This is a genomic window from Sulfoacidibacillus ferrooxidans, assembly GCF_022606465.1.
Lineage (GTDB): Bacteria > Bacillota > Bacilli > Alicyclobacillales > SLC66 > Sulfoacidibacillus > Sulfoacidibacillus ferrooxidans.
Genome location: NZ_JALBUF010000086.1, coordinates 1 through 447, shown reverse-complemented (window position 1 = coordinate 447; position 447 = coordinate 1). Strand labels below are relative to the sequence as shown.

The 447-nt window shown below is 66.4% G+C and carries 1 protein-coding gene; it reads left to right on the top strand.

Going from position 1 to position 447, the window contains the following annotated elements:
- The coding region (dgt, locus tag MM817_RS16490; RefSeq protein ID WP_241717145.1) for a dGTP triphosphohydrolase at nucleotides 1–447 on the top strand (447 nt) is incomplete at both ends.

The window sequence follows — 447 nt, the reverse complement described above, 5'->3', positions numbered from 1 at the left end:
GGTCCATCCGGTCTCCAGCAACGATCACATCCACACCCGCCTGACCCACTCCCTGGAAGTCGCCTGCGTCGGCCGCTCGCTGGGCATGCGGGTCGGCGAGATCCTCCGCGAGGAACTACCCGAGTGGTGCGACCCCAGCGACCTCGGGGTCATCGTCCAGTCGGCCTGCCTGGCCCACGACATCGGCAACCCACCGTTCGGGCACTCCGGCGAAGACGCGATCCGCAACTGGTTCCAGCAAGCCGCCGGACGTGGCTGGCTGGACGAAATGAGCGACGCCGAGCGTTCCGACTTTCTCCACTTCGAAGGCAACGCCCAGGGCTTCCGGGTCCTCACCCAACTGGAATACCACCAGTTCGACGGCGGCACGCGGTTGACCTACGCCACCCTGGGTACCTACCTGAAGTACCCCTGGACCTCGCGCCACGCCGAAGCGCTGGGCTACAA